This is a genomic window from Microbacterium sp. DWRC1-3, from assembly GCF_049896645.1.
Lineage (GTDB): Bacteria > Actinomycetota > Actinomycetes > Actinomycetales > Microbacteriaceae > Microbacterium > Microbacterium maritypicum.
This window is the reverse complement of the sequence record NZ_JAFCUS010000001.1, coordinates 1,144,797-1,166,449: the sequence shown is the minus strand read 5'-3', so window position 1 is coordinate 1,166,449 and position 21,653 is coordinate 1,144,797. Positions and strand designations below refer to the sequence as shown.

Below are 21,653 nucleotides of genomic sequence, written 5' to 3'. Positions count from 1 at the left end.
GTGGGGTCGCAGACTCGCCGTATGCTGGCGACATGGCTGAGGACATGGCGACATCGTTCGGAGCGCAGGCCGGGGATTACGAGCTCGGCAGGCCCGAATACCCCTTCGAGGCGGTGGCCTGGATGCTCGAGCGGATGCCGGCGGATTCCCGCCGCGTCGCCGATGTCGGCGCGGGAACGGGCAAGCTCACCCGAGTGCTGACCCAGGCCCCTGACGCCGAGGTGGTCGCTGTCGACCCCGATCCCGAGATGCTCGCGGCCCTTCGCGGCGCCGTGCCGGGTGTGCCGACCTTCGTCGGGTCGGCGGAGCGGCTGCCTCTTCCGGATGCGAGTGTCGATGCCGTCGTGCTGGGCCAGGCCTGGCACTGGGTCGATCCCGTCGCGGGCTCGACCGAGATCGGTCGTGCAGTGCGCAGCGGGGGAGTGCTCGGCCTCATCTGGAACATCCGCGACGATCGCGTCGAGTGGGTGCGCAGGCTCACCGAGGTCATGCATGGCAGCCACGCCGAGATCATGCTCGCCGAAGGCGATCCGGTCGTCACCGCGCCGTTCGGACCGCTCGACCAGGAGCGCTGGGAATGGGTCCGACCCGTCACCCGCGATGTGCTGCATCGGATGGCGGCGTCGCGCAGCTACATCATCACCGCTCCCGACGACGAGAAGGCGCGCATCCGCCGGGAGCTCGACGCTCTCTTCGACGAGCTCGATCTGCACGGCGACGCGACCATCGACCTCCCGTACGTGACCAGGGCGTACCGCGCCGTCCGCGACTGACGCGCAGCCTTCCGCAGGATCGCGGGGCTCCGGCCAGGTAGACTCGTGCCCCGTGGCTCTCACTATCGGCATCGTCGGCCTGCCCAACGTCGGCAAGTCCACCCTCTTCAACGCACTCACCAAGAACGACGTGCTCGCGGCGAACTATCCGTTCGCGACGATCGAGCCTAACGTCGGCGTGGTGAACCTGCCCGACCCGCGCCTCGAGAAGCTCGCGGAGATCTTCGGCAGCGAGCGGATCCTCCCCGCGGCAGTGTCGTTCGTCGACATCGCCGGCATCGTGCGCGGTGCGAGCGAGGGTGAGGGACTCGGCAACAAGTTCCTCGCGAACATCCGTGAGGCCGACGCCATCGCACAGGTCGTGCGCGGTTTCGCCGACGACGACGTCGTGCACGTCGACGGCACGGTCAACCCGGCCTCCGACATGGAGACGATCAACGCCGAGCTCATGCTCGCCGACCTCGAGACCGTCGACAAGGCGATCAGCCGGTACGAGAAGGAAGTGCGCGGCAAGAAGATCGAGCCCATCGTTCTCGAGACCGCGAATGCGGCGAAGGACGCGCTGGAGCGCGGCGTGCTGCTGTCGGTCGCCGGTATCGACCTGACGCCGATCCGGGAGCTGGGTCTGCTCACCGCGAAGCCTGTCATCTTCGTCTTCAACGTCGACGAGGCCGTGCTGACCGACGATGCGCGCAAGGCGGAGCTCGCAGCCCTCGTCGCCCCGGCGAAGGCCATCTTCCTCGACGCGAAGATCGAATCCGAGCTCATCGACCTCGACCCGGAGGATGCGGCGGAACTGCTCGCCTCGACCGGCCAGGACGAGTCCGGCCTCGACCAGCTCGCCCGCATCGGCTTCGACACCCTGGGCCTGCAGACGTACCTCACGGCCGGCCCGAAGGAAGCTCGCGCCTGGACGATCCCCAAGGGCTCGAAGGCGCCGCAGGCCGCCGGTGTCATCCACACCGACTTCGAGAAGGGCTTCATCAAGGCCGAGATCGTCTCGTTCGAGGATCTGGTCGAGACAGGTTCCGTCGTCGAGGCCCGTGCCAAGGGCAAGGCCCGCCTCGAGGGCAAGGACTACGTCATGCAGGACGGCGACGTCGTGGAGTTCCGCTTCAACAACTGAGTCTCAGGAGCTGTGGATGGGTGAGGACTCGCGAGGCGTGGTTCCGGCATCTCGGGAACGACGTGACACGCCCCTCATCCGGATCTGCCTGGTCATCGTCATCATCGGGCTCGTCGTGAGCGGGGTTACCGCCTTCCCGCTGCGCGAAGAACTGATGCTCGGGCGCGATGTCCTGAACAGCACGGGCCTCAGCGCAGTCTTCCCCGACCTCGCATTCTGGGTGCAGCGGGTCGCAGAGGCGCTCGAGACCACCGGCACCGACTATCCGTTCCTCGCCTACGGCACGGACTGGCTGGCATTCGCCCACCTGGCCATCGCGGTCGCCTTCGTCGGACCGCTCATCGATCCGGTCCGCAACGTGTGGGTCACCATCTGGGGCCTCATCATGTGTGCGGGCATCGTTCCGCTGGCACTCATCGCCGGCGCGCTCAGGGGCTTGCCACTCGGCTGGCAGCTCATCGACATCTCGTTCGGTGTGGTCGCGGCCGTGCCGCTGACGATCGCCCTCGTGCTGACACGTCGACTCGAGAGATCGCGCGTCGTCGTCCGCTGACGGCTCGCGTCCGCGCACCACCCGCACGGATGACAGGATTGACGGATGACCGCAACACTCGTGGCCCAAGGGCTGGCCGGCGGGTACGGCCACCGCACCCTGTTCGACTCCCTCGATCTGACCGTCACCGCGGGTGATGTGGTCGGCCTCGTCGGCGCGAACGGGGCGGGGAAGTCGACCCTCCTGAAGCTGCTGGCCGGTGTCGACGAGCCCCAGGCCGGGACGATCCGACTCTCACCGGCCGATGCCTTCGTCGGCTGGCTTCCGCAGGAGCACGAGCGCATCGCCGGCGAGAGCGTCGCCGACTACATCGGCCGCCGCACGGGCTGCACGGCCGCGACCCGCGACATGGATGCCGCCGCCGCGGCACTCGGTGACCCCAGCCTCGCCGCACCGGGCACAGATCCCGCCGACACGTACTCGGCCGCGCTGGATCGTTGGCTGGCGAGCGGTGCCGCCGACCTCGACGAGCGACTGCCGGTGGTGCTCGCCGACCTCGGACTCGACCTGGGCGACGACCCGGCCGCGGCGATGATGACCTCGCTGTCGGGCGGACAGGCCGCCCGCGTGGGGCTCGCCGCGCTGCTGCTCTCGCGCTTCGACATCGCGCTGCTGGATGAGCCGACCAATGACCTCGACCTCGACGGGATCGAGCGGCTGGAGGCCTTCGTGCGCGGGCTCCGCGGCGGGGTCGTCGTGGTCAGCCACGACCGTGAATTCCTCGCCCGCTGCGTCACCAGAGTGCTGGAACTCGACCTCGCGCAGGGCAGCAACCGGGTCTTCGGCGGCGGCTACGACTCGTACCTGGAGGAGCGGGCCACGGTCCGTCGTCATCAGCGTGAGAAGTACGACGAGTTCGCCGATAAGAAGGCCGACCTCGTCGCCCGTGCTCGCACCCAGCGCGAGTGGTCGAGCCAGGGCGTGCGCAACGCGATGAAGAAGGCGCCCGACAACGACAAGATCAAACGCAAGGCCTCTGCGGAGTCGAGCGAGAAGCAGGCGCAGAAGGTGCGTCAGATGGAGAGCAGGATCGCCCGGCTCGAAGAGGTCGAGGAGCCGCGCAAGGAGTGGCAGCTCGAGTTCACGATCGGTTCGGCGCCGCGCTCCAGCTCGGTCGTCTCGACGCTGAGCTCGGCCGTGTTCCGGCAGGGATCCTTCCAGCTCGGCCCGGTATCGCTCCAGGTGAACGCGGGGGAGCGGATCGGAATCACCGGTCCCAACGGCGCGGGGAAGTCGACGCTGCTGCGCGGGCTGCTCGGACGGCAGCTTCCCGATGAGGGAACCGCAAGCCTCGGTGCGAGCGTGCAGATCGGCGAGATCGACCAGGCCCGTGCGCAGCTCGTCGGCACGCAGCCGCTCGCCGTCGCCTTCGAGGAGCTCGTGCCGGAGATGGCGTCGGGCGAGGTCCGCACACTCCTCGCGAAGTTCGGGCTCAAGGCCGACCACGTGATGCGCGCCGTCGACGAGCTCTCGCCGGGGGAGCGCACGCGGGCGGGGCTGGCGCTGCTGCAGGCACGCGGCATCAACCTGCTCGTGCTCGATGAGCCGACCAACCACCTCGACCTGCCCGCGATCGAGCAGCTCGAACAGGCGCTCGAGTCCTACGAGGGAACCCTGCTGCTCGTCACCCATGATCGGCGGATGCTCGCGACCGTGCAGACCGACCGGCAGTGGCGGGTGGAGGTGGGGCAGGTCGTCGAGGTATGACGGCCGTCGACATCGACACGGTTCCCCATGATCGTCTGAGCGCGAATGACCTGACGCGGCTGCGGGAGCTTTTCGATGCCGAGTACTTCGCCGAGTTCGGAGCGTGGGATCCCGATCAGCCCTACGGCTACGCGCCCCATGACGTTCACGTCATCGCCCGGTTCGGCCCTGCCGTGGTGGGGCACGTCGGCTGGGCGCGGCGGACGATCGGCGTCGGTACGGCGGAGGTCGTGGTCGCGGGCGTCGGTGGCGTCCTGATCTCCCCGCACGCGCGAGGGCAGCGAGCCGGTACCCTGCTCCTCGCGCACGCAGCCCTATCGATGAAGGATGCCGGGGGTATCGAGTACGGTTATCTCGGGTGTCGTGAAGAGGTCGTCGCCTTCTACGAATCGTGCGGGTGGCGCCGCGTCTCGGCAGCCGAGCACTCGATCGACCGCGCCGGCCAACCCGTCGTGCAGACCCCGGGGCCGCCCCTTCTGACGCTCGCGCTCGACCCGAAACCACGGAGTTGGCCCGCGGGCCCGATCGATCTTCGCGGGCGGGCCTGGTAGGCGGTCGCTTAGCCTGGTCGAGCGGCCCGTGTTGCGGAAGAATCAACGGGCGCGCCAGAATATCGATCAGGATGCCCGATGGTGACGTCGTGGAGCTCCTCGCCTGAGCCGCAAGCGCACTGGGTGACCTCTACGACCAGAAGGCCATGATGACCTCGCCCACCACTGCGCCGCGAACGAACATGCTCGCCCTGATCGGCTTCATCGCCGCATTCGTCATGCCTGTCGCTGGCGTCATCCTCGGAGTGTTCGCTGTTCTTCTCCGCTTTGAGCGGCCAGCCCATCGGGCGCTGATCCGGGAACTCCATGCGGTCTAAGAAGGCGCGTGCCCGCCTGTTCCAGGCGATGATGACGACGACGCTCGTGAGAGTGGAGCGGAAGCCGAAGCACGCCGACCGCCTCGAGGGGTTCGTGCTGCGAGTCGGGTCGAAATGGGCATTGATGATGCAGACCGTCGACGGCGGCTACTTCGACGGTCTGGTCGCCTTCCGAGTGCGGGACGCGAAGTGGATCACCGAGGACGAGTCCGTGTCAGCGGAGTTCGCCAAGACGCTCCCCGAGTGGCCGCCTTCCTACACGGCTGAGATCGATCTGGAGACGACAGCGGGTGTGATCAAGGCATTGGGTAAGAGCGACAATCTTCTGGGCATCCAGAAGGAGGCGGAACGTCGAGCGACCTGGATCGGAACCCTTGACACGATCAGCGGTCGGTTCGTCTATCTCCACGAGGTTCGTCCCGATGGCACGTGGCACCCCGGCCCTCTCGGCTACAGGCTACGTGCGGTCACGACGGTGGAGATCGGCAGACGCTATTACTCGGCACTTTCTGTCGTCGCGGGGGAAAGGCCGCGGCAAGATCACTCGACAGCGCGCTGAGCCCATGTCGCGACATCCCGAGTCAGCGAAGCCACCGGCGGTGCTCGATGGCGCAGACACCAGAGCAGGGATGTCGCGGAGACGCTGGCGGGAGGTCCACGACCCACCGATCCGGCGTTCAGATCCGATCTTCGAACTGGCGAAGATGCTCCTTCCTACCGCATCCATCATGATGCTCGTCTCGAGCACCGGCATCGCAAGACCTGGTCCGATTCCCCGTGAACCGTCGGCGGTCATGGTGATCGTCTGCGCCGGGATCATCGTCCTGATGCTCCTGGTCGTCAGCATCCGCCTGTTCGCGAGGCGCGGCACTTCGCCATTCTCCAACGGAGGTGCCATCCTGTTGGCCTGCTCCTCCCTTGCCTCATTGCTCGTCTTGTTGGTGCGCTACCAAGGGGTGTTCGCTCCGTTGGTCGTCACCGCGTGTGTGGCGAACGGGCTGTGCCTCGTCGCCGGGGGACTGGTCCTCTTCGTGGGATGCCGCCGCGCTCCGGGGGAGGAGGCGCCCGACGCCTCCGAGCCGCTACTCGGTGACACGGCAGCCGGAACAACGTCTCCCTGACCGCCCGCTCAAGATACGCTGGGACACGGCGGCTCCGGCCGCGGTCCGGTCGCTGGCGTCCGCCGTGGACGTTCCGCCTGAGTTCCTGACACCGACGGCACGAGGAGATTGACGCCGATGACCGAAACCCAGATCTTCGAGCCCGACGGCCGCGCGATCCCCTTCGTCGACGAGGGCGACGGGCCGGTCAAGCTCGTCCTGATCCAGGAGCGCGATCTGGCTGCTGATGTTCTCGGCGTCGTCTCGCACTACCTCGCCGAGGAGGCGGGCTTCCACGTGCTGCGCATCGGTCATCGTGCCGAGGCCAAGCGCGAAGAGGTCTCGTTGGATGACCGTGTCGAGGATGCGCTCGCCGTGATCGAACACGTCGGGCTGGGCGACACGTGGGTCGGCGGCCATGGGTTCGGCGGCACTGTCGCGCGCGCCTTCGCTCTGGCGCACGCCGATCGCGTGAACGGTCTGGCTCTGCTCGCGGTCGAAGAGAGCGACATCCCGCTCGCGCCGGTGATGCCCGTCCTGATCATCCAGGGCACCAAGGACATCGATGCTCCGTTCGCCAACGGAGAGCAGCTGCAGTCGACGGCACCGGAGCGCGCGAGCGTGAAGAGCATCGACGGCGCCGATCACCTGTTCCCGATGACGCACCCGATCGAGACCGCGGTCGTCATCGAGGAGTACCTCGACTGGGACTGAGTCCTTCGCCGTCCTGCTAGCGCCCCTGCCGCTTCTTGTACGGCTTCGGCTGCCCCTTCACGGCGGGCGTGCGGCCCTTGCCCTTCGAGGCTTTGGCCTTTCCTCCGGCAGGGGCGGGGGCGTTGCGCACCGGCTCCGGAGCGGCAGCGACTGCCGTCTTCGCCTCCACCAGCAGGAGCTCGCCGACAGGTGTCAGCCGCGTCGGGCCCTCGCGATGGACGATCGGATGGCCGACCTCGGCCTCGAGCTTGTCGATCGACGTGTAGAGCGAGGCCAGCGGAATGCCGAGTTTCTCCGCCGCACGAGGGAAATGCAGTTCCTCCGCGAGGACGACGAAGCGGCGGAGCAGAGAGATCTTCACGGTGGCCTTTCGACTGTTCGCACGGGTTTGCGAGCTCGTTCCAGGTTACGCGGTGCAGACAGACGGATGCCGCGACCGAGTCGGCCGCGGCATCCGGAATCCTTCGGTCAGGCGACCTGAGGGGTGACGGCGAACGAGACGGAGCCTTCGTCGTCCACGCCGGCATCGAGGATCTTGTCGTCGAGAGCGGCAGCGGCCGACTCATCGAGGAACAGCCGGGTGCCGGCGACCTCCACGACCTGATCCTGCGGCTCCGGGTCTGCGGCGACGAGCACGGCGAGGCGTGCACCGCCCTCCGGGCCCTGGGCCTCGGTCGAGTGGATGCGGAGCCCGGCATCCGGGGCGTCGGTCTGACGGCTGACGAGGGTCGTCACGATGGCGGAGGCGTTGTCGGTGAGGGTGAGCACGAGACTCTCCTTCCGGTCGGGGCATGTCACGGTCGCGACATGTCCGGGCTACGATGCCCCACCTCGGAGATGGTCTCAACCCCCTTGCGCGGATTCGGAGGAGGCTCTTACCCTGCTCGCAGCTGCTTGCGCAGAAACACCTGCGCGGTGCCGTCGCCGTCGGGCACGCGCTCGTGCTCCTCGTACCCGCACGCCTCGTAGAGACGGATGTTCGCTTCGCTCAGGCTTCCGGTGAACAACTCGGCGACGTCAGCGCCCGACGCCTTCTCGGCGCTCTCGAGCAGCAGCCTTCCGATGCCCTCGCCCTGCATGTCGGGAGCGATCGCGATCCGGCCGATCAGGAGCACACCGTCCTTCTCGACGTACCGGATCGCGCCGACGAGTCGCCCGTCGATGCGTGCGGTCAGTCCGGACTCGGATCGGAGCTCCGCTTCCAGTTCGGGGAGCGTCTGCGTCAGGGGTGGCATGTCGACGCTTCCGTAGATCGCGGCTTCCGATACGAAAGCCGCGCGCTGCACGGTCAGCACCTCGCCGGCGTCGTCGTCGCTGATCGGGGAGATGACGATCTCCGGCTGCGTCGGGTCCTGGTCTTCGTTCACTGCGTCTGCATCACTCACCCGAGTCACATTCCGGGGTGCGTCCCCACGGTGTCAACCCCCTCGCCCCTGGCCACCGTCCGCACTAGCGTCACCCGCAGGAGGTCACACCATGGCTGAAAGCACAACGACCAAGAAGACCGGCTCGACGAAGGGCGCGGCGAAGACGACGAGGCAGCAGAACGCCGAAAAGGGATTCACCGCCTCGACGACGCTCGCGAACAACCTGCAGGCGGTGCTCGTCGACCTGCTCGATCTCGCGATCCAGGGGAAGCAGGCGCACTGGAACGTCGTGGGGCGCAACTTCCGCGACACGCACCGTCAGCTCGACGAGATCATCGACGACGCGCGCACGTTCAGCGACACGATCGCGGAGCGCATGCGCGCCCTGCACGCCGTCCCCGACGGACGCAGCGCGACCATCGCCAAGACGACGTCGCTTCCTGAGTTCCCTGCGGGCGAGGTGTCGACGACCGAGACGATCGACCTGGTCACCGAGCGCCTCGAAGCCGCAGTGGGCACGGTGCGCGACGTGCACGACGCCGTCGACGAAGAGGACCCGACCTCGGCGGATCTTCTGCACGCCATCATCGAGCGGCTCGAGCAGTTCGCGTGGATGGTCAGCGCCGAGAACCGGAGCCCGGCAGGCCGCTGAGGGCACGCGCGCTCGCGGAGCGCCGCGTCATTCCGATGCGTCTCCGCGGGCGCGGGCTCTGCCGCGCATGATGCGAGGCAGCGCCACCCAGAGCGCCGCCACGAGAACGAGGGCCGCGACGAGCGCGACGATCCCCGCCGTGCGGTTCACCGTGAAGTCGACGATCAGGGTGGTCACCCCGATGGTGAGCGCGCCGATCACGACCAGGTCGATGCGGACGATCCGGGCGGCGATGCGGACGAGGTCGGGCTTGCGGCGATACCCGAACAGCGCGCGATGCATCCCCACCGGCGCCAGGGCGAGGATGGTCGCCACGGCGGCGAGTGCGACGAGGATGACGTACACGTCGCGCTGGAGCTCGTCCATATCGGTGAACCGGGGCTGGAACGCGACCGCCAGGAGGAAGCCGGTGAGGATCTGGGTGCCGGTCTGCATGACGCGCAGCTCCTGCAGCAACTCATCCCAGTTGCGATCAGCGCGTTCGTTCGCGGTCTCGTCCCGTCCGTCGGCACGATCGTCGAGCTCGTGCTCGCCACCAGAAGAGTCTGCTGTCATGGACTCAGTGTGGTTTCCCCGCGTGGGTGCTGTCCAGGTCTTCCCGCGGGAGGCGCAACCTACGCGGCGTCGGGCTCAGTGGTGGCGGGGAGCTCTTCGCGCAACCGCGGCTCGGTGCGTCGTTCGGGACGCACGCCGGCCTTGTCGGCGTAGAACGCGCGGATCCGGTCCATGTCCGCCCCGACATCCCCGGTCAGGTCGATCGTCGGCCCGAGCCCCGACGTCATGGTCGTCCTGTCGACGAACCCGAGGGTCACCGGCATGCCGGTTTCTCGCGCGATCCGGTAGAAGCCCGATTTCCAGTACTCGTTGCCGCCGCGGGTACCGTCCGGGGTGACGACGAGACCGAACACGGTCCCGGCGTGGACCTGTCCCACGACATCCTTGACCACGCGAGCCGGGTCGGAGCGATCGACGGGAATGCCGCCGAGGCGTCGCATGATCGGACCACGCCAGCCGCGGAAGAGGCTCTTCTTGCCGAGCCAGTGCACGTCGATGTCGAGCCGCCACGCGATGGCGAGCATCAGGACGAAGTCCCAGTTCGACGTATGGGGTGCCCCCACGAGAACGGTCGGACGTGTCGGTGCGGCCTCGCTCACGAGCGTCCATCTGCTGAACGCCCAGAACGTGCGGGCGAGGAGTCGTTTGAGCATGGAACAACCGTAAGCGAGAATCGCCGTCCGTCCACTGTCGAGGCGTCTCGCCCGGTTCGGCGCCACCTGCGTCGGGCAGGCGTACGATCGAGGGATGAAGAACACGCAGCAGGACTCCGTGCAGCAGGAAGCACCCCTCGGGCTGCAGCCGCTCCCGGACTCTCTGAACCTGCTCGAAGGCGACGCCGTCGGCTACTGCAGCGATGGCGTCTGCCACATCCCCGCCCCGAAGAGCGAGTAAGAGGCAGACGCCATCGCGGGCCGTCTACGGACGGTCAGTGCCCTCCGTGGAGTGCTTCGCCGGCATCGTCTGCAGGCTTGCGGACGAACGGGCTGAGGGCCACCGCCGCGAGCGAGATGATCGCCGCGATCAGGAACGCCATGCGCGCGCCGGGGGCACCGGCGACCGCGGTCGACAGTCCCTCCTGTTCGCCGGCGTGCAGGATCGACGAGTACGTCACCAGCAGCAGCGCCACGCCCGCCGCGCCGCCGACCTGCTGCAGTGTGTTCAGCACAGCCGAACCGTGCGAGTACAGGGAGCGCTGGAGCGAACCGAGCGAGGCGGAGAACAGCGGCGTGAACGACATCGCGAGTCCGACCGACATGGCGGCCTGCACGATGATGAGGACCCACCACACGGTGTGCTCGCCCACGGTCGAGTAGAAGAACAGCGCGGCGGAGACGAGGATCGTGCCGGGGATCAGCAGCGGACGCGTGCCGCGCGCATCGTAGACGCGCCCCATGATCGGTCCGAGCAGACCCATCAGCAGCGAGCCGGGGAGCAGGATCAGACCCGACTGCAGCGGGTTCAGACCGGCGACGTTCTGCAGATACTGCGGAAGCAGCGTCAGGGTGCCGAACATCGACAGCGCCAGGATCGACATGATGATCACGGACAGGGTGAAGTTGCTGGAGCGGAACACCCGCAGGTCGAGCAGCGCGTCGTCGATGCGCTGCAGCACGAGCTGGCGCCAGACGAAGAGTCCGAGCGACAGAGCACCCACGACCAGCGAGACGATGCCGGTGGTCTCGCCCGATCCGCCCTCGCCGCCGAACTGGCTGAGTCCGAACACGATGCCGCCGAAGCCGAGCGCCGCGAGCGGGATCGAGAGCACGTCGAGCGGAACGGCTCGGGTCTCGCCGAGGTTCGTCATCCACTTCGCGCCCATGGCCAGGGCGATCAGGGCGATCGGGAGGATGATCCCGAAGAGGGCACGCCAGCTGGCGAATTCGAGGACGGCGCCCGCGAGCGTCGGGCCGATCGCGGGAGCGAGCGAGATCACCAGGCCGACACGGCCCATCATGCGGCCGCGGGACTGCGGCGGGACCACGTTCATGATCGTCGTCATCAGCAGCGGCATCATGATGCCGGTACCGGCGGCCTGGATCACGCGGCCGACGAGCAGCACCGTGAATCCGGGCGCGATGAGCGCGACGAGCGTGCCGAGCGAGAAGGCGATCATCGCGGCGATGAAGACCTGGCGCGTCGTGAACCGTTGCAGGATGAAGCCGGTGGTGGGGATCACCACAGCCATGGTCAGCATGAAGGCGCTGGTGAGCCATTGGCCGAGCTCGGGCGGGATGCCCAGGTCGGTGTTCAGATGGGGAATCGCGATCCCCATCGTGGTCTCGTTGAGGATGGCGACGAAGGCGGCGACCAGGAGGAGCCAGATCACCCGCATGTCCTTGCGGGCGATCTCGCCCCCCGCCGGTGCGGCGGTCGTGGAGAGGGAGCCGGTATCGACGGCAGACATGGGCGGCCTCCAGGGCGAAGAAGAATGGATATCGCGAGAGTTCGCAAGAGTCCTTCAGCGTAACGGCAGCCGCGGACATTTCATTCCGAACTCACAGATATCCGCGCTCGGCGCGGGCTCGGGTCTCGATGTCGTCGTGCGTGGGTACGCTGGCGCCATGAGCATGGGCGGCGGCATGGGTGGTGGACATCGCGGTGGTTTCCGCGGTGTCGATGAAGACGCGCAGCGGAAGCTGAACGCCGAGGCCCCCCGGATCAACGGGCTCGGCGCGCGGGTGGTCTCGCTGTTCCGGGCGTATCGCTGGCGCATCTTCTTCACGGGCATCCTGGTGGTGGTCGGGGCCGCGATCGCCGTCATCCCGCCCCTGATCGTGCAGCGCATCTTCGATGACGCGCTGTTCCCGGTGGCCGGGGGCGGGCCGCACCTCGAGCTGCTGGCCTGGCTCGTGGCCGCGATGATCGGATTGTTCCTGATCTCCGCGGTGCTGGGAGTCGCTCAGACGTGGCTGACCTCGACCGTCGGCAACAGCGTCACCGGAGACCTGCGGGTGAAGCTGTTCGAGCACCTGCAGGCGATGGAGCTCGGCTTCTTCACCCGCACCAAGACGGGCGTCATCCAGTCCCGGCTGCAGAACGACGTCGGCGGGGTCTCCGGTGTGCTGACCAACACGGTCACCAGCATCCTCGGCAACGTCGTGACCGTGATCGCCTCGCTCGTCGCGATGATCCTGATCGACTGGCGGCTGACGCTGATCGCGGTGATCATGATGCCGTTCCTGATCTTCGTGCAGCGCAAGGTGGGCCAGGTGCGGGCCCGCATCGCGGGGGAGACGCAGGAATCCCTGTCCGAGCTCACCTCGATCACCCAGGAGACGCTGAGCGTCTCGGGCATGCTGCTGTCGAAGGCGTTCAACCGGCAGCGCACCGAGTCGGAGCGCTACCAGGCCGAGAACCGCAACCAGGTCACGCTGCAGGTGCGTCGGGCGATGAGCGGTCAGGGTTTCTTCGCGGTCGTGCAGGTGCTCATGGCCAGTGTTCCCGCTGTCATCTATCTGGTCTCCGGCTACTTGATCGCCGGCGGCACCGGTGCCATCACCGCGGGAACCGTCGTCGCCTTCACCACCGTGCAGGCACGACTTCTTATGCCGTTGATGGGACTGATGCGGGTGTCGCTCGACCTGCAGACGTCATCGGCGCTGTTCGCCCGCATCTTCGAGTACCTCGACCTGGTGCCGGAGATCGAGGATGCCCCGGATGCGATCACGGTCGACGAGGCACCGGGGCCACGGGGGCGTCTGGAGTTCGCCGACGTCGTCTTCCGCTATCCGGACGCCTCCGCCGATGCCAGACCGACGCTCGACGGGGTGTCGTTCGTGGCGGAACCGGGGCAGCACGTCGCGTTCGTCGGACCGTCCGGCGCCGGCAAAACCACGATCCTGTACCTCGCGCCCCGACTGTACGAAGCGAAGGGAGGCGCGGTGATGTTCGCCGGCGCCGACGTGCGCGCGCTCACCCAGGAGTCGATCATCGACCATGTCGGGATCGTCTCCCAGGAGACCTACCTGTTCCACGCCACCATCCGCGAGAATCTGCGCTACGCCAAGCCGGATGCGACCGAGGACGAACTGATCGCCGCGTGCACGGCCGCGAACATCCACCACATCATCGCCGGGTTCGAGCAGGGGTACGACACGGTGGTGGGGGAGCGCGGGTACCGGCTTTCCGGCGGCGAGAAGCAGCGGATCGCGATCGCCCGTGTGCTCCTCAAGGATCCGCCGGTGCTGCTTCTGGATGAGGCCACCTCCGCGCTCGACACGGTGTCGGAGCGCGTGGTGCAGGAAGCGCTCGACGAGGCGGCGAAGGGGCGCACCACGCTCTCCATCGCCCACCGGCTCTCGACAGTGATGGGTGCCGACGTGATCCACGTGCTGGAGGCCGGACGCATCGTCGAGTCGGGAACCCATGCCGAGCTCCTCGCACTGGGCGGACTCTACGCCGAGCTCGCAGCCGAGCAGGTGGCGGCGTCGCGCGTGCTCGACACCGAGGCCGCGGTCGAAGAGGCGGTGACCGGCGGCGCCCCGGCACCCCTCGCCGAGCGCCGTGCGGACAAGGCTCCTGTCGACTCTGCGGGTGCCGATGCCGTCGCGGCCATCACCGCGGCGGTGCCGCTGTTGGCCGAGCCTCGTCCCGACGAGCGGATCTACCCGCCGGAGCCCTGAGCCGTCGGCGCCGGTCCCGGAGCACCGAGGCGCCTCAGTGCACCGACAGTCCGCCGTCGACGAACAGCGAGTGGCCGGTGACGTAGGCCGATCCCGCTCCGGCGAGGAACACCGCCGCCCCGGCGAAGTCGCTCGGCAGTCCGTTGCGTCCGATCATGGTGCGTGCCGCGAGCTCGGCGACCTTCTGCGGATCCTGCTGCAGGCGGGCGTTCAACGGGGTCAGCACGAAGCCGGGGACGAGCGTGTTGCTCGTGACGCCGGTTCCGCCCCAGGCCTCGGCCTCCGAGCGCATGAGCGATTCGACGGCACCCTTCGATGCGCCGTAGACCCCGCTTCCCACGAAGGCACGGTGAGCCTGCTGGGAGCTGATGTGGAGGAGCCGGCCGTATCCGCGCGCGGCCATGCCCTTCGCGTAGCGCTGGCCGAGCAGGAAGGGCGCGAGCGCGTTGACGGTCATCGTCGCGTCCCAGTCGTCCTCCGTGATCTCCGGGAACGGCGGACGGATGTTGATGCCGGCCGAGTTCACGAGGATGTCCGGCTCGCCGAACGGCACCTCCGCGGCCTCTGCGACGGCGCGGATCCCGTCCCGTGTGCCGAGGTCACCGACGACCCCGGCTGCGCGGCAGCCGTGGGCACGCAGCTCGTCGACGGTCTCCCGGATGCGGTCCTCTCCGCGGGCGACGACGACCGTCGCCGCTCCGGCGCGTGCGAGCGCTGTGGCGATGCCGCGGCCGATGCCGGAGCTGCCACCGGTGACGATCGCGGTGCGTCCGTCGAGCGAGAAGAGGGAGGAGAGGTAGTCGTTCACGCGTTCACCGTTCCGTCGTCGGGAGGCTCGTTCTCACCACGCGAGCGCGGCGGCGATGGCAGGGTCGGGCACGGCATCGGCGAACTCGGGAAGGGCGCGGAGTTCGGCGACGAAGGCCTCGACGTCGACCGCGTAGGCCGGATCAGGGTGCGCGTCGGCGATCTCGAGAAGCGGCACGAGGTCCATCGCCAGGATCAGCTCCAGCCGTGCAGTCACGGAAGCGTGCGCCCCTGCCTCACGCAGCACCCGGATGCCGCCGCGCAGCGCCGCGAGATAGTCCCGCAGAACGGACAGCTGCGCCTTGCTCTGGGTGATCGAGGTGCCGTCGGCTCGCAGCCGCCAGCGCACGACGACATCGGGGATCACGTCGAAGGCGCGTGCCCGCGTGTACATCAGCTGGGCGACCACCTGGTCCTCGTAGGCCACGCCTTCGGGGAAGCGCAGATCGTGCCAGAAGTCGGTGCGACTCACCTTCGACCACGCGACGATGTTCGACACCGCCCGCGGGTGGGACTCGAGAGTGGTCGCGAGCCGCTCCGGCGAGGTCGCCGCCGAGACCCAGGGCTGCACGCGACCGGCGACGTAGCCGCCGCCGTGCGGACGCGAGCGCACGTAGGCACCGGCGACGAAGTCGCTTCCCGTCTGCGCGAGCGTTCCCGTCAGGCGGGCCAGGGCGTCCGGCAGCAGTTCGTCGTCCGCGTCGAGGAAACCGAGGTAGGGGGTGGAGACCTGATCGAGACCGACATTGCGCGCCGCACCGAGACCGCGCGAGGCCTCGTGTCGGATCGACGTGAACCGACGGTCATCGGCTGCGGCGGCGTCGAAGATCGCCCCCGTCTCGTCGGTCGAGCCGTCGTCGATGAGGATCGCTCGCCACCGCGACTCGGTCTGCGCGCGCAGAGAGTCCAGGGCGGCGGGGGCGAAGGCGGCGATGTCGCGTCCGGGGACGATCAGCGTCACGATCGGGGCGGAGGCAGTCACCTGCCGAGTCTATGGCCGCGTATCAGCCCCGAGCCGCGCGTACCGACTCTATGACGAGTGCGGCCAGTCGTACGGGAGCGTCGTCGGACAGTGGAACGCGACCGAAGGTGAAGCGCACGGCGGTCTGCGCCACCTCGGGCGACACGGCGCAGGCGAGGAGCACATGGGAGGGCTCATCGCTGCCCGCCGCGCACGCCGATCCGCTCGACGAGATGACACCACGGCGCTCCAACTCGAGCAGCACCGATTCCCCGCTAGTGCCGGCGAAGGTGAAGCTCGCCGTCCCTGGCAGACGATGCACGGCGTCACCGGTGAGCACGGCTTCGGGGATGCTCTCGAGTACCAGCGCGATGAAGTGCCTCGTCGCCGCGCCGACGCGCGCGGCGACCACCGCGCGTTCGTGCTCCGCGATCTCCAGAGCCGTCGCGAGTGCCACGGCCCCCGCGACGTTCTCGGTACCGGAGCGTCGTCCGCGCTCCTGCCCGCCGCCGTGCAGCAGCGGCTCGACGGGCACCCGCCCGCGCACGGCCAGGGCGCCGATGCCCTTGGGGGTGCCGAGCTTGTGGCCGGCGATCGACACCGCATCGGCGCCGAGATCCCGCAGCCCCAGCCAGCCAGCCGACTGCACGGCATCCAGATGCAGGGGCACACGGGCGGCCCGGGTGACGGAAGCCAGTGCCGTCGCGTCCTGGATCGTGCCGATCTCGTTGTTCGCGTGACCGATCGACACCAGCGCTGTGTCGTCGCGGATCGCCGCCGTCAGGTCGTCCGGTGCGATCCGTCCGCGCGCGTCGACCGGCAGCAGCGTCACCTCGACGGCATGGAAGCGTCGGAGGTATTCGGCGGATTCGAGGATCGACTCGTGCTCGATCGGTGAGATCACCAGATGACGTCGCCCTGCCTCGAGAGCCGCCAGCACGATGCCCTTCACCGCGAGATTGTTCGCCTCGGTGCCCCCTGCGGTGAACACGACATCGCCCGTGCGCATCCCGAGGATCCGGGCCACCCGTGCGCGTGCATCGTCGAGAGCACCCGCAGCGGCTTCGCCGGCCGTGTGATGGCTCGACGGGTTGCCGTACACCCCGGAGAGATACGGACCCATCGCCTCGAGCACCTCCGGTCGTACCGGGGAGGTCGCGGCGTGATCGAGATACAACATGCCAGGGTGCGACATCGCGGTCAGTCGATCCGCAGATCCAGGCCCAGGTCGAGGGCTCGCGCGGAGTGCGTCAGAGCGCCGACCGAGATCACATCCACTCCGGTGCGGGCGATGTCGCCGACGGTGTCGAGGTTCACCCCACCGGAGGCTTCGACGGTGGCGCGGTCGCCGATCAGGGCAACCCCCTCGCGCAGGTCGTCGAGCGAGAAGTTGTCGAGCAGCACGGTGTGGGCACCGCCGTCGAGCACCGCCTCGATCTGGTCGAGACGATCCACCTCGACGACGACGTGAGTCGTGTGGGGAAGGCGGGATAGCGCCTCGCGCAGTGCGGTCGCGAGGTCGCGGCCGGAGCGTTTCAGCACCGCGAGGTGGTTGTCCTTCGCCATCACGGCATCGGACAGCGAGTAGCGGTGGTTGCGGCCGCCACCGGACTCGACGGCATGACGCTCGAACGCGCGCAGCCCCGGCGTGGTCTTGCGGGTGTCGGCGATCCGGGCGCCCGTGCCGTCGATCGCTGCCACGTAGGCGGCGGTGAGAGTGGCGATGCCGCTCATCCGCTGCGTGAAGTTCAGCGCGACGCGTTCCGCCGTGAGCACGCTGCGCGCTGAGCCCGAGACCGACGCGAGGACGTCGCCCGCGGCGAAGTCGTCACCGTCGCCGACGTGCAGGTCCACGTCGAGAGCCGTGTCGGTGAGCCGGAACGCGGCGGCGAACACCTCACCACCGCTGAAGACCCCGGCCTCGCGAGCAACGAGATCGGCGGTGGCGGTGGCATCTGCGGGCAGCAGCGTGGTGCTGGTCAGGTCGCCCCAGGGGGCGTCCTCTTCGAGGGCCGCGCCGACGACGCGGTTCACAGTGGCAGTGGTCAGCATCAGACGGTCTCCAGGATCGATGAGGGGGCGTGCGAGCGCGCACCGGTTTCGGGAATGTGCGCGTCGACACGATGATGCGCGCCGACGGACGTCGTTCGCGCCAGCGCCGCAGACGCCGTCGACTCCGCCAGAAGCAGCAGGTTGGCGTCTTCGTGGGCGCTCGCCGTCGTCGGCGCTGAGCTCGATGAAGACCACGCCCGCAGCGTGCGGAGTGCGTGGGTGAGCCCCTCGCCCGTCCGCAGCAGTCCGACCTCGTCCCACATGAGCTGCTGCAGGGCGGCCCGGGTGAAGGCGGGCGCCCCCGTGTCGCGGCTCTCGTGCGCGCGCGGGTCGACCGGGCGGGACTCGTGATCGACCTCCGTCCACGGCTGCGTCAGGGCGGCAGCCGCGCGGGCCCCGAACACCGCGCCCTCGAGGAGCGAGTTCGACGCCAGCCGGTTGGCCCCGTGCACTCCCGTGCGGGCGACCTCTCCCACGGCGATCAGACCGGGGACCGTCGTGCGTCCATCGAGATCGGTCACCACGCCTCCCATCAGATAGTGCGCGGCCGGTGTCACGGGAATCGGCTCACGCGCCCAGTCGAAGCCGCGCTCTCTGGTCACCCGGTCGATGGTGGGGAAGCGTCGCGCGAGGACGGAGGCGCCGAGCATCGTGGCGTCGAGCCTGACCGGTGCGCCCTGAGCCGCGGCGCGGCGGGCGATCGCCCGTGACACGACGTCGCGCGGTGCGAGCTCGCCGTCGGGGTGGCTGTCGAACACGAACCGGCGGCCCTCGTCGTCGATCAGCGTCGCACCTTCGCCGCGCACGGCCTCAGAGATCAGGAAGGCCGGGCCCGAGGCGAGGATCGTCGGGTGGAACTGGACGAACTCCAGGTCGGCGACCGCTGCTCCCGCGCGCAGCGCGGCGGCGATGCCGTCTCCCGTCGCTCCCGCCGGGTTCGTCGTGTGCGCATACAGGTGCCCTGCGCCCCCGGTGGCGAGGATCACCGCATCGGCCGACGTGTCGGAGACCGCGCCGTCGCGAAGGATCCGCAGACCGCGCACCGCACCCCCGACGCGCACGAGATCGATCAGGAAGGCGCGCTCGATGACATCGATTCGCGTCCGGCGCACAGACGCGACCAGCGCTGCAGAGATCGCCGCTCCCGTGGCGTCGCCACCCGCATGCACGATGCGGGCGTGGCGGTGCGCGGCTTCACGTCCGAGCTGCAGCGAGCCGTCAGCCGCGCGATCGAAGGCGACGCCGCGGGCGATCAGCTCGGCGATCCGGGACGCGCCCTCCGCGACCAGCACACCGACGGCTTCCGGGTCGGACAGCCCCGCACCGGCGTCCATCGTGTCGTCGGCGTGCTGCGCGGCGGAGTCGCGAGGCCCGTAGATCCCGGCGACACCGCCCTGGGCGAGTCCGGTGCAGCCGTCGCCGAGGTCGCCCTTTGTGACGATCGTCACCTCGTGGCCGGACTCGTGCGCGTGGAGCGCCGCGGTGAGTCCCGCGATGCCCGAGCCGACGACCACGACGTTCATCGCGCGCCTGCGACCGCCGGAGGCTTCGCCGCGAGCATCCGCTCCAGTGCCACCCGTGCGGGATCGGCGACGTCGTCGGAGACGGTGATCCGGTTCGGCGTGCGGCCGGCGACCAGCTCTTCCAGCACCCAGGCCAGGTATCCGGGGTGGATGCGGTACATCGTCGAGCAGGGGCACACCACCGGGTCGAGGCAGAAGATCTCGTGCTGCGGGTACTGCGCCGCGAGTCGGCGGACCAGGTTGATCTCGGTGCCGATCGCGAATGTGGTGGGCTCCGTGGCCGCGTCGATCGCGCGGCGGATGTACTCGGTCGAGCCCGCCTCGTCTGCGGCGTCGACGACCTCCATCGGGCATTCGGGGTGCACGATCACACGCACGCCGGGGTGCTCGGCACGGGCCTGGTCGATCTGGCCGACCGTGAAGCGGCGGTGCACCGAGCAGAACCCGTGCCACAGGATCACGCGTGCGTCGACGATCTCTGTCGCGGACGATCCGCCGAGCGCTCGCCGCGGGTTCCACATCGGCATCTGCTCGAGCGGCACACCCATCGCCTTCGCGGTGTTGCGGCCGAGGTGCTGGTCGGGGAAGAACAGCACCCGGTGTCCGCGCTCGAACGCCCACTCGAGGACCGTCTGGGCGTTGGAGGAGGTGCAGACGATCCCGCCGTGCCGTCCGACGAAGCCCTTGATCGCTGCGGAGGAGTTCATGTAGGTCACGGGGATCACCGGCACACGCCCGTCGGCGTCTACGGCGTCGAGGTCACCGAGCACCTCTTCGAGCTGCTCCCAGCACTCCTCGACCTGGTCGATGTCGGCCATGTCGGCCATCGAGCAGCCGGCGGCGAGGTTGGGAAGGATCACCGCCTGGTCGGGCTGTGAGAGCAGGTCGGCGGTCTCGGCCATGAAGTGCACTCCACAGAACACGATGGCCTCGGCGTCGGAGCGTCCCTTGGCTGCAGTCGCGAGCTGGAAGGAGTCCCCGACGTAGTCCGCGTGCTGCACGACCTCCTCCCGCTGGTAGAAGTGGCCGAGGATCACGACCCTGTCGCCGAGGGTGGCCTTCGCCGCCCGGATCCGCCCGTCGAGTTCTTCCTCCGAGGCTTCGCGGTACTCGACGGGCAGTTCGCCCTGTCGGGGGGCTCCGGTCGGGATCACATCCCCCATGGACGAGCCCGGTCCGTAGCCCGGTCGTGCGTCGAAATCCCAGGGGCCGGCTGCGAGATCGGTGGCGCACGTGGCATCGGTCGACGCTCCGCTGACGATGGCCTGGATCGCATGGTCGACCGAGGCGTCCAGGGGCGGGACAGCAGGAGCGGGTACGAAGGTGATGCTCATCGGGTGCTCGTTTCTTCGGGACCGAGCGGGCCACGATCGGCCAGCTCGACATCGGTGTTGTCGCGATACAGACGCGCGGGGCGGTGGCTTCCGGTGCGGAACCGGTCGGTGGGGAGCAGGTTGCCCGCTGCCTCCACCTGGCGACGGAAGTTGGCGGGATCGAGGGTGCGGTCGAGGATCGCCTCATAGGCCTCCCGCAGCTCGGCGAGCGTGAACTCCGCGGGCAGGAATCCCTGCGCGACGCGGCTGTATCCGACCTTGTTGCGCAGCCGCCACAGCGCGTACTCGACGATCTCGGTGTGATCGAAGGCCAGCTGCGGCAGCTCGTCGACGTCGAACCACTTCACGTTCTCTGGGGCGGCGCCGGATGCGCGATGTGCTGCGCTCTGCGCCGTCACGTCGTCCTGTCGCAGCAGCGCCCAGTACACGATCGACACGACTCTGGTGGGGGAGCGGTCGACGGCGCCGAAGGCGTAGAGCTGCTCGAGGTAGCTGGGGGCGAGGCCGGTGGTCTCGGCGAGGGTGCGCGCCGAGGCGTCGACGGGCGACTCGGTCGGCGTGAGCCACCCGCCGGGAAGGGCCCATTGGTCGGCGAAGGGCTCGCGGGTGCGCAGCACGAGCGGCAGCGCGAGCACCGCGCGTCCGTCATCCGTGCGTCGCAACGTCAGGATGACCGTCGAGACGGCGACGCGGATGTCGCTGCTTTGAGTCATGGGCACCTTAACCTCCGGGATCGATCTTAGTGTCATTCGCACCCTTAGTGCGCGTATGTGACCACGGTGCCGGTCGAGTCCGAAACGTTATCTGACGGGCTCGGGGAGTCTTGTTCACCGGGACGGGGTTTGTTAGGTTACTGTCCTAACAAACCCCTTCGAGAGCGGCCGACCGGCCGCCTCCGCGGGGCCCATGAACCCCGCATCCGGGGTTCTGCTCCAT

At 68.7% G+C, this 21,653-nt stretch carries 24 protein-coding genes; 11 read left to right on the top strand and 13 right to left on the bottom strand.

The window, feature by feature from the left end:
- The first annotated feature begins 32 nt into the window (after nt 1-32).
- The 8 genes from ACP699_RS05565 (at nt 33) to ACP699_RS05530 (ending at nt 6,841) form a co-directional block, all read left to right on the top strand.
- Nucleotides 33-773: a class I SAM-dependent methyltransferase gene (locus ACP699_RS05565; protein WP_426169844.1), complete on the top strand. Its 741-nt coding sequence runs from the start codon at nt 33-35 to the stop codon at nt 771-773.
- Nucleotides 774-825: 52 nt separating this feature from the next.
- Nucleotides 826-1,899, top strand: a complete 1,074-nt coding sequence (ychF, locus tag ACP699_RS05560; RefSeq protein ID WP_055864540.1) for a redox-regulated ATPase YchF — start codon at nt 826-828, stop codon at nt 1,897-1,899.
- A gap of 16 nt (nt 1,900-1,915) precedes the next feature.
- Nucleotides 1,916-2,452 (top strand): hypothetical protein, encoded by a 537-nt coding sequence (locus tag ACP699_RS05555; protein WP_426169840.1) that lies wholly within the window; start codon nt 1,916-1,918, stop codon nt 2,450-2,452.
- Nucleotides 2,453-2,497: 45 nt separating this feature from the next.
- Entirely contained in the window at nt 2,498-4,159 is a 1,662-nt protein-coding gene (locus ACP699_RS05550; RefSeq protein WP_426169837.1) for an ABC-F family ATP-binding cassette domain-containing protein, read from the top strand.
- Nucleotides 4,156-4,710, top strand: coding sequence for a GNAT family N-acetyltransferase (locus ACP699_RS05545; RefSeq protein WP_288969321.1), 555 nt, complete (start codon nt 4,156-4,158; stop codon nt 4,708-4,710). Before ACP699_RS05550 ends, ACP699_RS05545 begins: the two co-directional genes overlap by 4 nt.
- A 306-nt stretch (nt 4,711-5,016) precedes the next feature.
- Nucleotides 5,017-5,586: a hypothetical protein gene (locus ACP699_RS05540; protein ID WP_302792965.1), complete on the top strand. Its 570-nt coding sequence runs from the start codon at nt 5,017-5,019 to the stop codon at nt 5,584-5,586.
- A gap of 145 nt (nt 5,587-5,731) precedes the next feature.
- Nucleotides 5,732-6,148: a hypothetical protein gene (locus ACP699_RS05535; RefSeq protein ID WP_426169832.1), complete on the top strand. Its 417-nt coding sequence runs from the start codon at nt 5,732-5,734 to the stop codon at nt 6,146-6,148.
- Between the two features lie 117 nt (nt 6,149-6,265).
- Complete coding sequence (locus tag ACP699_RS05530) at nt 6,266-6,841, top strand: alpha/beta fold hydrolase (RefSeq protein WP_426169829.1); 576 nt, start codon at nt 6,266-6,268, stop codon at nt 6,839-6,841.
- A gap of 16 nt (nt 6,842-6,857) precedes the next feature.
- Here the strand turns inward: ACP699_RS05530 and ACP699_RS05525 are convergent, their stop codons facing one another.
- The 3 genes from ACP699_RS05525 to ACP699_RS05515 form a co-directional block, all read right to left on the bottom strand.
- Nucleotides 6,858-7,202, bottom strand: coding sequence for a LysR family transcriptional regulator (locus ACP699_RS05525; protein ID WP_017828685.1), 345 nt, complete (start codon nt 7,200-7,202; stop codon nt 6,858-6,860).
- Between the two features lie 107 nt (nt 7,203-7,309).
- The gene (locus ACP699_RS05520; RefSeq protein ID WP_017828684.1) at nt 7,310-7,609 is read right to left on the bottom strand and encodes a hypothetical protein; all 300 of its coding nucleotides are present in this window, start codon (nt 7,607-7,609) and stop codon (nt 7,310-7,312) included.
- Nucleotides 7,610-7,716: 107 nt separating this feature from the next.
- Nucleotides 7,717-8,226, bottom strand: coding sequence for a GNAT family N-acetyltransferase (locus ACP699_RS05515; RefSeq protein WP_229778915.1), 510 nt, complete (start codon nt 8,224-8,226; stop codon nt 7,717-7,719).
- Nucleotides 8,227-8,317: 91 nt separating this feature from the next.
- Here ACP699_RS05515 and ACP699_RS05510 point away from each other — a divergent pair, with 91 nt between their 5' ends.
- Nucleotides 8,318-8,860 carry a Dps family protein gene (locus tag ACP699_RS05510; protein WP_141386683.1) on the top strand — a complete coding sequence of 181 codons (543 nt, stop codon included), beginning with the start codon at nt 8,318-8,320 and terminating at the stop codon, nt 8,858-8,860.
- A 27-nt stretch (nt 8,861-8,887) separates the two neighbouring features.
- Here ACP699_RS05510 and ACP699_RS05505 read toward each other — a convergent pair whose 3' ends face one another.
- Together ACP699_RS05505 and ACP699_RS05500 are read right to left on the bottom strand one after the other, a co-directional pair.
- Nucleotides 8,888-9,415, bottom strand: coding sequence for a DUF6328 family protein (locus tag ACP699_RS05505; protein ID WP_055864516.1), 528 nt, complete (start codon nt 9,413-9,415; stop codon nt 8,888-8,890).
- A 59-nt stretch (nt 9,416-9,474) separates the two neighbouring features.
- Nucleotides 9,475-10,068: a 1-acyl-sn-glycerol-3-phosphate acyltransferase gene (locus ACP699_RS05500; RefSeq protein ID WP_426169822.1), complete on the bottom strand. Its 594-nt coding sequence runs from the start codon at nt 10,066-10,068 to the stop codon at nt 9,475-9,477.
- 94 nt (nt 10,069-10,162) lie between these two features.
- Here ACP699_RS05500 and ACP699_RS05495 point away from each other — a divergent pair, with 94 nt between their 5' ends.
- Entirely contained in the window at nt 10,163-10,309 is a 147-nt protein-coding gene (locus ACP699_RS05495) for a hypothetical protein (protein ID WP_164743681.1), read from the top strand.
- 34 nt (nt 10,310-10,343) lie between these two features.
- Here ACP699_RS05495 and ACP699_RS05490 read toward each other — a convergent pair whose 3' ends face one another.
- Nucleotides 10,344-11,822, bottom strand: a complete 1,479-nt coding sequence (locus ACP699_RS05490; protein ID WP_426169818.1) for an MDR family MFS transporter — start codon at nt 11,820-11,822, stop codon at nt 10,344-10,346.
- Nucleotides 11,823-11,985: 163 nt separating this feature from the next.
- On the opposite strand from ACP699_RS05490, the gene ACP699_RS05485 reads away from it, so the two are divergent.
- Nucleotides 11,986-14,040 (top strand): ABC transporter ATP-binding protein, encoded by a 2,055-nt coding sequence (locus ACP699_RS05485; protein ID WP_055864509.1) that lies wholly within the window; start codon nt 11,986-11,988, stop codon nt 14,038-14,040.
- A 34-nt stretch (nt 14,041-14,074) separates the two neighbouring features.
- Here ACP699_RS05485 and ACP699_RS05480 read toward each other — a convergent pair whose 3' ends face one another.
- The 7 genes from ACP699_RS05480 to ACP699_RS05450 are packed head-to-tail and all read right to left on the bottom strand — an operon-like array spanning nt 14,075 to nt 21,430.
- Nucleotides 14,075-14,848: an SDR family NAD(P)-dependent oxidoreductase gene (locus tag ACP699_RS05480; protein WP_426169815.1), complete on the bottom strand. Its 774-nt coding sequence runs from the start codon at nt 14,846-14,848 to the stop codon at nt 14,075-14,077.
- 33 nt (nt 14,849-14,881) lie between these two features.
- Nucleotides 14,882-15,829 (bottom strand): glycosyltransferase family 2 protein, encoded by a 948-nt coding sequence (locus tag ACP699_RS05475; RefSeq protein WP_426169812.1) that lies wholly within the window; start codon nt 15,827-15,829, stop codon nt 14,882-14,884.
- Between the two features lie 22 nt (nt 15,830-15,851).
- Nucleotides 15,852-16,988 carry a cysteine desulfurase family protein gene (locus ACP699_RS05470; protein ID WP_426171531.1) on the bottom strand — a complete coding sequence of 379 codons (1,137 nt, stop codon included), beginning with the start codon at nt 16,986-16,988 and terminating at the stop codon, nt 15,852-15,854.
- 20 nt (nt 16,989-17,008) lie between these two features.
- Complete coding sequence (nadC, locus tag ACP699_RS05465) at nt 17,009-17,860, bottom strand: carboxylating nicotinate-nucleotide diphosphorylase (protein ID WP_055864497.1); 852 nt, start codon at nt 17,858-17,860, stop codon at nt 17,009-17,011.
- Nucleotides 17,860-19,383, bottom strand: coding sequence for an L-aspartate oxidase (gene nadB / locus ACP699_RS05460; protein WP_055864495.1), 1,524 nt, complete (start codon nt 19,381-19,383; stop codon nt 17,860-17,862). The genes nadC and nadB overlap by 1 nt, the downstream gene beginning before the upstream one ends.
- Nucleotides 19,380-20,717: a quinolinate synthase NadA gene (nadA, locus tag ACP699_RS05455; protein ID WP_055864492.1), complete on the bottom strand. Its 1,338-nt coding sequence runs from the start codon at nt 20,715-20,717 to the stop codon at nt 19,380-19,382. Before nadA ends, nadB begins: the two co-directional genes overlap by 4 nt.
- On the bottom strand, nt 20,714-21,430 hold the full coding sequence (locus ACP699_RS05450) for an NUDIX hydrolase (protein WP_055864489.1): 717 nt from the start codon (nt 21,428-21,430) through the stop codon (nt 20,714-20,716). The genes nadA and ACP699_RS05450 overlap by 4 nt, the downstream gene beginning before the upstream one ends.
- Nucleotides 21,431-21,653 lie beyond the last annotated feature (223 nt).

What these genes read in the sequence shown, in the direction of transcription:
- ACP699_RS05495 (WP_164743681.1), top strand. Translation starts at nt 10,163, where the DNA reads ATGAAGAACACGCAGCAGGACTCCGTGCAGCAGGAAGCACCCCTCGGG.
- ACP699_RS05450 (WP_055864489.1), bottom strand. Translation starts at nt 21,430, where the DNA reads ATGACTCAAAGCAGCGACATCCGCGTCGCCGTCTCGACGGTCATCCTG.
- ACP699_RS05545 (WP_288969321.1), top strand. Translation starts at nt 4,156, where the DNA reads ATGACGGCCGTCGACATCGACACGGTTCCCCATGATCGTCTGAGCGCG.
- ACP699_RS05555 (WP_426169840.1), top strand. Translation starts at nt 1,916, where the DNA reads ATGGGTGAGGACTCGCGAGGCGTGGTTCCGGCATCTCGGGAACGACGT.
- ACP699_RS05485 (WP_055864509.1), top strand. Translation starts at nt 11,986, where the DNA reads ATGGGCGGCGGCATGGGTGGTGGACATCGCGGTGGTTTCCGCGGTGTC.
- ACP699_RS05500 (WP_426169822.1), bottom strand. Translation starts at nt 10,068, where the DNA reads ATGCTCAAACGACTCCTCGCCCGCACGTTCTGGGCGTTCAGCAGATGG.
- ACP699_RS05565 (WP_426169844.1), top strand. Translation starts at nt 33, where the DNA reads ATGGCTGAGGACATGGCGACATCGTTCGGAGCGCAGGCCGGGGATTAC.
- ACP699_RS05470 (WP_426171531.1), bottom strand. Translation starts at nt 16,988, where the DNA reads ATGTTGTATCTCGATCACGCCGCGACCTCCCCGGTACGACCGGAGGTG.
- ACP699_RS05510 (WP_141386683.1), top strand. Translation starts at nt 8,318, where the DNA reads ATGGCTGAAAGCACAACGACCAAGAAGACCGGCTCGACGAAGGGCGCG.
- nadC (WP_055864497.1), bottom strand. Translation starts at nt 17,860, where the DNA reads ATGCTGACCACTGCCACTGTGAACCGCGTCGTCGGCGCGGCCCTCGAA.
- ACP699_RS05530 (WP_426169829.1), top strand. Translation starts at nt 6,266, where the DNA reads ATGACCGAAACCCAGATCTTCGAGCCCGACGGCCGCGCGATCCCCTTC.
- ACP699_RS05550 (WP_426169837.1), top strand. Translation starts at nt 2,498, where the DNA reads ATGACCGCAACACTCGTGGCCCAAGGGCTGGCCGGCGGGTACGGCCAC.
- ACP699_RS05505 (WP_055864516.1), bottom strand. Translation starts at nt 9,415, where the DNA reads ATGACAGCAGACTCTTCTGGTGGCGAGCACGAGCTCGACGATCGTGCC.
- ACP699_RS05490 (WP_426169818.1), bottom strand. Translation starts at nt 11,822, where the DNA reads ATGTCTGCCGTCGATACCGGCTCCCTCTCCACGACCGCCGCACCGGCG.
- nadB (WP_055864495.1), bottom strand. Translation starts at nt 19,383, where the DNA reads ATGAACGTCGTGGTCGTCGGCTCGGGCATCGCGGGACTCACCGCGGCG.
- ACP699_RS05540 (WP_302792965.1), top strand. Translation starts at nt 5,017, where the DNA reads ATGCGGTCTAAGAAGGCGCGTGCCCGCCTGTTCCAGGCGATGATGACG.
- nadA (WP_055864492.1), bottom strand. Translation starts at nt 20,717, where the DNA reads ATGAGCATCACCTTCGTACCCGCTCCTGCTGTCCCGCCCCTGGACGCC.
- ACP699_RS05535 (WP_426169832.1), top strand. Translation starts at nt 5,732, where the DNA reads ATGCTCCTTCCTACCGCATCCATCATGATGCTCGTCTCGAGCACCGGC.